This is a genomic window from Aequoribacter sp. (assembly GCF_965659035.1).
GTDB lineage: Bacteria > Pseudomonadota > Gammaproteobacteria > Pseudomonadales > Halieaceae > Aequoribacter.
In genome coordinates this window covers 1-8,832 of sequence record NZ_CBFHWH010000087.1, presented here as the reverse complement: position 1 = coordinate 8,832, position 8,832 = coordinate 1, and the positions used below count along the sequence as shown (strand labels likewise).

Below are 8,832 nucleotides of genomic sequence, written 5' to 3'. Positions count from 1 at the left end.
AGCCCGCCAAAAACAAGGCGGCAATCGAAACACCACCACTGGCGATCGCATAAACAATTAAAATATTGCTGGGCGGAATGAGTAAGCCCGTTGTTGCAGCGGTGGCAGTAACTGCCGCACCGAAGTTTTTATCAAAGCCGTCTTTTTCCATTTCGGGCAGCATAAACCCACCTACCGCAGAGCTTGCCGCAACAGCGGAACCCGATATCGACCCAAACAAGGTACACGAGACCACATTTACCAAGGCCAAGCCGCCGGGAACCATACCGACCAAACACTTAGCAAACGCGATAAGACGTCGAGCTATTCCACCCTGCCCCATGATAACCCCGCTCAAAATGAACAAGGGCACGGCTAGAAGCGAAAAACTGTTCAAGCCACCCGCCATGCGTTGGGCCATGGTTGTGAGTGCGGGTAAGGTGTCGATACTGATAAGCAACGCCGCCATCGTGGCCAAACCGATACAAAATGCAACGGGCACGCCGACGCACAGCAGCACAACGAAAATAAAACCCAATACTAACTCAGCCATCGTTCATTACTCCTTCCGTACTGGGTTGCTCTGGATGCAACATCGCATCGAGCGCGTACACGATCATCATCACACCGCACAGGGGCAGGCTCATGTAAATCCACGACATCGGTACACCCAAGGCAGCCGATGTTTGGTTTAACGAGGCCGTCAAATAGACTAAACGGCCACCCCCAATTAACAGGACCATGACAGAAAATAGAATCACTAAAGAGTGTGCGCACAAAGCCCAGAGTCGATACCGCGCGGGGCTTAGACTCTTCGGAAACAAATCAACGCCAAGATGCTGCCCTTCACGATAGGCATAGCAAGCGCCCAACAATCCGATCCACATCAACAAGAACCGAGCCATTTCTTCAGTCCAAGCGGCGGGGTCATTCAAGGCATAACGGGAAATGACTTGCCAACAAACCGCCGCAACCATACCGGCCATTAAACCCACCAGCAGCACGCGAAAACCGCGATCCAACCATTGTGTTAACGCTTGCATCACTGCACCTCCTCAATGCGCTGAATCATCGACCCCAATTCGCCCGCTTTGAGCTCATTAATCAGCCCCGACACCTGCTGTTGAAACTGTGACTTATCGGCACTAATCACCTGAACGCCAGCTTCTTGCACCGCTACTAGCGCAGCCTCGGTATCCAACTGCCATTGCGCTCTCTGAAAATCCACAGATTCGTCCACCGCCTGTTGCAACCAAGCTTGCTGTTGCTCAGATAAACGCTCCCATACGTAGCGACTAATCAAAATGACATCAGGTACCGAGGTGTGCTCATCCAAAATGTAGTAAGGCGCAACTTCGTAGTGACGCGACAAATAAAAACTGGGTGGGTTGTTTTCAGCGCCGTCGACCACACCCTGCTGTAACGCGGTATATAACTCACCCCAGGAAATCGGCGTGGGGTTGCCGCCAAGCGCGCGAATCATAGCCATCGCTGCCTGACTTTCTTGCACACGTATTTTAACACTTGCCAGATCGGCGGGCGTCACCACGGGCTTTTTGGTGGTATAGAAACTGCGACTGCCCGCATCGTAATAACCCAAACCCAGCAATTGCGCTGGCTTTAACGACGCCAGAATGTCACGCCCGATATCAGAATCGAGCACCTTAAAAAAGTGTTCCTGATCGCGGAACAAGTAAGGGATATTGAAGAGTTTCATCGTTGGCACGAAACCTTCGAGCGGACTCGCCGACACTTTCGTCATGGCCAAGCTGCCAATCTGCAGAAGTTCGATCAATTCACGCTCAGATCCAAGCTGACCACTCGGATAGAGCTCGATCGCCATCGTTCCGCCCGACAATTGCTGTAAGCGTTCTCCCATCTTCAGCATGGCTTTGTGCACAGTATGCGAGGGGTCCAGGCTGTGCCCCACCCGCAACACTATGACATCTTGCTTTGCGCCACAAGACACGAGTAGCAGCGTCATCAACGCCATTGCAAGGCGCCGAGCCTCACGAATACGGGCAAATACGAACAATGGAGATCTCCTGATTACTTTTCTGCCACCGGTGGCATGATAGACCACGGACCGGCCAAGGTCAACGAAAAATTGGCCTGACCAATTGCAGTCTACCCCTTAGAAAAATAACAGGCAATGCTTACGCTTTGATCACTATAGTTCGAGCTTAAGTTTTAACCCGATAGTGCGTGGCTCGCCCCAAACACCTGACGGTATAGCACCGCCAGCGCCCGCATTGTAGTGCCAACGGTAGTAAGCGGTATCGAGGAGATTAGTGCCCCATAAACTGGCCTCTAAGCTGCCCCAGTCAAAATCCCATGCTCGGCTGAGATCGCCGGACATCAACCCATGGGCTGGTACTTGGTATACACCTGCATCAGTTGTGTTACTGCCAAAAAACTGATCGCGCCAGCTGTAGGACACACTGTACCTCAGGCCGCTCTCCGCAGAAGCCCCCAGTACGCTCGACCATGCCAACAACACGGAGTGCTCTGGCGCGCCCATGAACCGGTAATCACTCGCAACATTCTGACCGTTGGCGTCGCGAATGATATCGTAGTTGGCATCTAGCCATCCGTAACGCAAGGTTAGCTCGCTTTGCTCGCCAACCAAGGCATCGATATCCAGCTCAAAGCCATCAATTGAAGCTCTTCCAGCATTCAGAACATCGGCCACCACAATGTTATTTGGATCTGATTGCACGTTCATCTGAATATCATCGTAGTCAGACTGGAACACGGTCGCAGCCACACGCAATCTTCGGTCTAGCAGTTCTGCTTTTACACCTAACTCTCGCGAGACCAGCGTTTCATCGTCAAAGCCTTCGCTAAAGCGCGCTGCTGTACTTGCTCTTGCGTTGAACCCACCGCTTTTGTAGCCAGCGACTCGCTTGGCGTAAACGTAGGCTTGGTCCGATAACTGGTAGCGCGCCATGAAACTTGGGCTCACATTATCAAATTCGCGCTGTCCCACATTTGACATGGGCGCAAACATTAAAGGACCGTCTGGAAGCGATTGCTGAGCGCGATCGATCAAGACGTAGCGCTCATCCTCGGATGCTCGCACACCTAGGGTCAATTCTAGATTCTGCTCGCGCCAATCCGGACGCCAACTCACTTGGCCGTAAAGTGCCTTAGCTTTGTTGTTTACGGTTCGGCCAAATACGAGTTTGCGAACTTTGGCCCCTGGCACCGTATTACGGGCATTGCGGTTGGCATCTTCGTCAAACCAATAAGCCCCCAAAATTGCTGTTAAAGACTCATCGGCATTGCTGTAAGTTAAATTCAGCTCCTGACTAAGCTGCTCTTGGGTACCCTGAGCCTCGGTGATCAATACCGCTATGGGTCCACGCACCCCCGAATGTAAGTCTTGGTACTGAAAATCGCTGAGTTCACGCTTAGACGTAATCGACCTCACCTGCCAATCTGAATTCACTTGCCAATCAACAATAGCCGTCAGGCCGTCTGCCTGGACATCGTTTTTCTGCAAATCACTAACCCAAACACTTCCTGCCTTGGGCGCATCAACGCGATCAGGCAAAAGCCCAACCGCCCCAACGTAGGCGGGCGTATCTGAAGCCTCTTCACTGTCCACAATGAGTCGAACCCTGAGATCATCGCTCGGCTGCCACAGACCATCAATTCGCCAGGCATTCCGATCTTCATCGCCAAAACGTGGGGCGCCTGTTCCCACATTGCGCACAAAACCGTTTTGCTGCGAATTTTGATAACTGACCTTCACTGCAACACTGTCACTCACTGGTACATTCAGATGCGTGGTCGCTCGAAGCAGTGCACGACTGCCCGTATTCAGTGTCTGAGAGAAATTTGACGCGTCAAAGCTGGGGGCTTTAGTTATCAGGTTCACCGCACCACTAGTCGCATTGCGTCCATACAATGTACCCTGCGGACCCCGCAAAACTTCGATACGTTCTAAGTCTAGGAACTCGCTGGCAAGACCTTGACTACGACTTAAATAAACACCGTCTAGATAAACCGCGACCGATGGATCTTGGATAACCTGCTCATCTGAGTTCCCAACACCTCGTATAAATAGCAGCAGCGTCGAGGCCGCGTTAGGGTGAGGAAGAACCTGTAAATTAGGTGCTAAATTCGCTAAATCGGCCAAATCCACAAAGTGTGACCGCTCCAACTCCTGCTCGCTGATAACCACAAGTGATAGCGGTGACTCTAACAAAGATTCGGGCCGCTTTTGCGCCGTGATAACAATTTCTTCCAACTGCGCTGCCACACTCAAAGGCGCAGTCAGCGCTGTACAACAGGCAATGAAATTAAGTTTTGAACGTATGTTTTGCACAAATAGACCTAATTTAGACAAACTTGCTTTTAACAGAGCGCTCATAGTAAACAAGTTTATGTTCGGTTAACATGCGCTTGCCTAATTATTAAGTCAATGTGACTCGACTACACCTGTATGCGCCCAGACAGCCCAAGCAGCAGCTTACCCAGTATTCAAAAGCTACGTGTACTTTTGGTGCTAGTTTTTATCGCTGTATGCTTGTTGCCGGCCACGATATTTACCATTCGTCAGTTTGAAGAAGCCAGGGTGATACTAAGTGACGAGGCGCTTATTCTATCTAGACTCATTACCAGAGAAGTGGATGGCGCAACTGAATTAAACCTGAGCAACGCCCGGCTTGAAGAGCTTGCCCAAGATGTACTCCACAAAAAAACGACCCTCCAACTCACAACACCTGCCGGTTCACAGCTTATTGCCATAGAGCACGCCCTTGAAGCGCCTAATGTCAGTTTTACTCAAACCATTACGGCACCACAGGGCAATCTGGGAACAATCACTCTGACTCGATCAATCAACGACCGGCTCCCGATCATGATCGCGGTTCTTGTGGGTGCACTGACTATTGTAACCCTCGGGCTGTATCTTCTGAACACGAGGGTATTCAGGGGATGGCTCAGAGCAGAGCAGGCTGACAGCATATCGCGTAAACGCTTTGCAGACATTGCTACGGTATCGTCGGATTGGTTTTGGGAACTGGACAGTCAGTTAAAACTCAGTCTCACCACTCTAACCAAAGTAGCTGCACTGAGCGCGGATAACACCTTGGGTAAGCGCCTCTGGGAGATCCCAGCTATCGTCCCAGAGGACAATTGGCTAACGCTAAAAGACGATCTGTCGGAGCAAGCCGATTTTATTTTTATCTACAGCATCAAAGACAATGCGCAAACACTTTGGCATGAATTACGCGGCACACCGCGGTATAGCGACAACGGCCAGTTCGAGGGCTACCGTGGTGCTGGACGTGACATCACTAAAGAGCGACGCAGTGCTTCAGAAATTGCTCAGCTACAAGAAGTTGTCATTCACGCCATGGCTTCGCTGGCAGAAACGCGTGATAACGAAACGGGCAACCATATTATTAGAACCAAAAAATATGTCCGTCTGCTGGCTGAGCACTTGCGTCGTCACCCCCGTTTTGAGTCGTTCCTGACCGATGACTATATCGATCAGCTCTACAAATCGGCGCCTTTGCACGACATCGGCAAGGTCGGCATCAAAGACGAAATTTTATGTAAACCTGGCAAGCTGACACCCGAAGAATTCGAGATTATGAAAACCCACACCACAGTGGGATACGACGCTATTGTTCGCGCCGAAGAAGCACTAGGTGTAGAAATTGCTTTCCTTCAGCACGCTAAAGACATAGCGCTTTATCACCAAGAAAAATGGGACGGTTCCGGTTACCCTGAAGGGCTGGCAGGCGACGCCATTCCGTTCTCGGCGCGCCTCATGGCTTTAGCGGACGTCTATGATGCATTGATCTCCGAGCGTGTCTACAAACGGGCTTTCTCGCACGAGGAGGCAATCAAACTGATCAAAGAAGGCATAGGCACTCACTTTGACCCCGATGTTGGCGCCACATTTTTGGTCGTTCACGATCAATTTCAGCGAATTGCTAGAGAATTTGCCGACGAATAACTCAACACCCATTACCGGTATGTAATACCAACCCTTAATTCAGTCCGCAACGCGACGTTCAGGGCGTACAAATCTGCGCTCTAACGTGGGCGGCCATCAAGAACCAATGCGTTTTAGCAATAGCGCCTCCAGTGACTCATGACCTCGGGACTGAATTAGCAGGTAAACCGTTAAAAAGAGTATGCCGCCCAAAAAGGCCACCAACCCCAAAGCCAGGCCCGCGGGGGAGAAGCGATGTCGCCATGACACCCACAATGCCGACAAACTTAGCATAAACATGAAATCTAAATTGAACTGTCCAAACCAAGAAAAAGTCAGCATTTCAGAGAAAAACGGATCAAATAAATTCCACCCGTATTGCTGAACGGTCACCGCGGTATAAACCGACATAGCTATCAACAGAACCACCAACCATGCTCTAAACATCGCCATATCTTTTGTTCTCTTATTTTAGGAAAGACAGCCGAAGACTAGCACACGGCTCGACTTTTTCAATGCAAGGAGCCCGGCCATTAAGACCCTCGCTTTTGATTCACATCAACGCGGCTCTAGAGCGACTATCGCACCATAGACACTGGCGAAAAATAAGGAGCAAGCAATGGCACATATTGTAGTAATGGGCGCAGGCCTAGGGGGCATGCCGGCGGCCTACGATCTGAAAGCACACTTAGGTAAAAAACACGATATCACCTTAATAAATCCGAGTGAAGATTTCCAATTTACGCCCAGTAACCCTTGGGTGGTAGTTGGCTGGCGCAAACCCAGCGAGGTACTCGTACCCATCCGCAAATACGTCGAACGCCGTGGCATAAAATTTATTGCGCAATCGGTGTCAGCAATTGATGCCACAGGTAACAAGCTCACACTGGATGACGGCGCTACGATCGACTACGACTATCTCATTATCGCCACGGGCCCCAAACTCGCATTTGACGAAATTCCGGGAACCGGACCAAGCGCTAACACACACAGCGTGTGCAGCACGCCACACTCGCAAGCTGCGGCCCAGGCGTACGAAAAATTTTTAGAGAACCCCGGACCTATTGTCATCGGTGCAGCACAAGGTGCCAGCTGCTTTGGCCCAGCCTACGAATTTGCCATGATCGTCGAAGCTGACCTCCGCAAACGCAAAATTCGCGACCAAGTACCCATGACCTTTGTGACCAGCGAACCCTACATTGGCCACATGGGTTTAGGTGGCGTCGGTGACTCGAAATCACTTTTAGAATCTGAGATGCGCCAACGCCATATTAAGTGGGTGACCAACGCCAAAATCCTAGAAGCCACTGATAGCACAGTTAAAATCGCGGAGCATAATGACGCGGGTGAAGTCATTAAAGAACAAGAACTTGAATCGAAATTCTCTTTGTTTATTCCAGCGTTTAAAGGTGTGGACGCGGTCGCTAATGTCGAAGGACTGTGTAATCCACGCGGCTTTGTGCTAATCGACGACCATCAGCGCAACCCCACCTACCCTAATATCTACTCGGCCGGGGTATGCGTTGCTATTCCCCCAGTCGAAGCCACCCCTGTCCCCACAGGCGCACCTAAAACGGGGTATATGATCGAATCAATGGTCACTGCGATTGTTGAGAACATCGCCGAGGAACTAGAAGGTAAAGAGCCCTCTCACAAAGCAACGTGGAATGCATTGTGTTTAGCCGATTTGGGCGACGATGGTGTTGCCTTCGTAGCGCTACCACAGATACCACCTCGCAACGTGACTTGGGCCAAAAAAGGCAAGTGGGTCCACCTGGCTAAAATCGCTTTTGAAAAATATTTTATGCGCAAAATGCGCACCGGGCGCACCGAACCGATTTACGAGAAGTACGTTCTTAAGGCCATGGGAATTATTCGTTTAAAACCCGGCAAGTAAACCATTTAAGGCCTGGGGCATTCACCCTAGGCCTGATGACAATCACCCATCCCAATTCGTATACTTAACCCCCCAACATGAGGTGGTAGGCATGCAACTTTCATTAAGTACTTGGACCGATATCGAGCAGTATCTCAAAACATCGGACGCTATTATTATCCCTATCGGCTCGATGGAGCAGCACGGGCCAACAGGGCTGATTGGAACCGATGCGATCTGCCCCGAAGTGATAGCAAAGCGTGTTGGTGATGAACACGGTGTGCTCATAGGTCCAACCTTTAATGTGGGGTGTGCGCAACATCATTTGGGCTTTCCGGGAACCATGACGCTTCGCCCCTCAACCATGATTGCGGCTATCTCAGACTGGAGTCTATCGTTGGCTAAACACGGCTTTAAAAAACTGTATTGGTTTAATGGCCACGGGGGCAATACCGCAACGATTCAAGCGGCGTTCGCCGAGGTGTATGCACAACGCAGTTTCGAGCCCTCTCCTGCTCGCCAGCCCGCCCTGCGCATGACCTCGAAAAACTGGTGGGAATTACCCTCGGTTATGGCGAAATGCAAAGAACTGCATCCATCAGGGGATGGCATGCACGCTACAGCCTCCGAAGTCGCGGTAACTTATGCCGCTTACCCTGATCAAGTCAGGAACCAAACGCTAGAACCAAAGATTGCGCCGATCGGCACCTTTACGGATGCAGAGCATTATCGCGCGAATTTTCCCGATGGCCGCATCGGCTCAGACCCGACTCAGGCAACGATTGAAGCGGGTAGCACGATAATCGATGTGACGGCGCAAGCCTTGTGGGCAGACTTTCAAAAATTCGCTCAATCTTAGCTGAGCGACTGATCCAGCAGGGCCTGCCTCAGGGCAGGCTTATCGATTTTGCCCGAGGCGTTTAAGGGCAACGATTCCAGTGTGACGTAACGTTTTGGGCATTTAAACGCAGCCAACTGCTTCCGGCAGAAAATATCCAGCTCCCCAGCCTCAACAGCCCGACAC

General features: G+C 50.9%; 8 protein-coding genes. 3 read left to right on the top strand and 5 right to left on the bottom strand.

The genetic code is table 11. The features are described from left to right. The 4 genes from ACTF5Z_RS10265 to ACTF5Z_RS10250 form a co-directional block, all read right to left on the bottom strand. A partial coding sequence (locus tag ACTF5Z_RS10265) for a TRAP transporter large permease subunit (RefSeq protein WP_438985551.1) occupies positions 1 to 532 on the bottom strand: 532 nt, incomplete at its 3' end. Continuing rightward, positions 525 to 1,022: a TRAP transporter small permease gene (locus ACTF5Z_RS10260; RefSeq protein ID WP_438985550.1), complete on the bottom strand. Its 498-nt coding sequence runs from the start codon at positions 1,020 to 1,022 to the stop codon at positions 525 to 527. The genes ACTF5Z_RS10260 and ACTF5Z_RS10265, both read right to left, overlap by 8 nt. After that, positions 1,022 to 1,972: a TRAP transporter substrate-binding protein gene (locus ACTF5Z_RS10255; protein ID WP_438985552.1), complete on the bottom strand. Its 951-nt coding sequence runs from the start codon at positions 1,970 to 1,972 to the stop codon at positions 1,022 to 1,024. The genes ACTF5Z_RS10260 and ACTF5Z_RS10255 overlap by 1 nt, the downstream gene beginning before the upstream one ends. A 177-nt stretch (positions 1,973 to 2,149) precedes the next feature. Then, positions 2,150 to 4,312, bottom strand: a complete 2,163-nt coding sequence (locus ACTF5Z_RS10250) for a TonB-dependent receptor (RefSeq protein WP_438985549.1) — start codon at positions 4,310 to 4,312, stop codon at positions 2,150 to 2,152. Between the two features lie 117 nt (positions 4,313 to 4,429). Between ACTF5Z_RS10250 and ACTF5Z_RS10245 the strand changes: the two genes are divergently transcribed. Then, positions 4,430 to 5,953: an HD domain-containing phosphohydrolase gene (locus ACTF5Z_RS10245; protein WP_438985548.1), complete on the top strand. Its 1,524-nt coding sequence runs from the start codon at positions 4,430 to 4,432 to the stop codon at positions 5,951 to 5,953. 96 nt (positions 5,954 to 6,049) lie between these two features. On the opposite strand, the gene ACTF5Z_RS10240 is transcribed toward ACTF5Z_RS10245, so the two are convergent. Beyond that, the gene (locus ACTF5Z_RS10240; RefSeq protein WP_438985547.1) at positions 6,050 to 6,379 is read right to left on the bottom strand and encodes a hypothetical protein; all 330 of its coding nucleotides are present in this window, start codon (positions 6,377 to 6,379) and stop codon (positions 6,050 to 6,052) included. Between the two features lie 172 nt (positions 6,380 to 6,551). Between ACTF5Z_RS10240 and ACTF5Z_RS10235 the strand changes: the two genes are divergently transcribed. Both ACTF5Z_RS10235 and ACTF5Z_RS10230 read left to right on the top strand, forming a co-directional pair. Next, a complete protein-coding gene (locus tag ACTF5Z_RS10235) occupies positions 6,552 to 7,829 on the top strand; it encodes an NAD(P)/FAD-dependent oxidoreductase (RefSeq protein WP_438985546.1) in 1,278 nt (425 codons plus the stop codon). Between the two features lie 91 nt (positions 7,830 to 7,920). Beyond that, the gene (locus ACTF5Z_RS10230) at positions 7,921 to 8,667 is read left to right on the top strand and encodes a creatininase family protein (RefSeq protein ID WP_438985545.1); all 747 of its coding nucleotides are present in this window, start codon (positions 7,921 to 7,923) and stop codon (positions 8,665 to 8,667) included. Positions 8,668 to 8,832 lie beyond the last annotated feature (165 nt).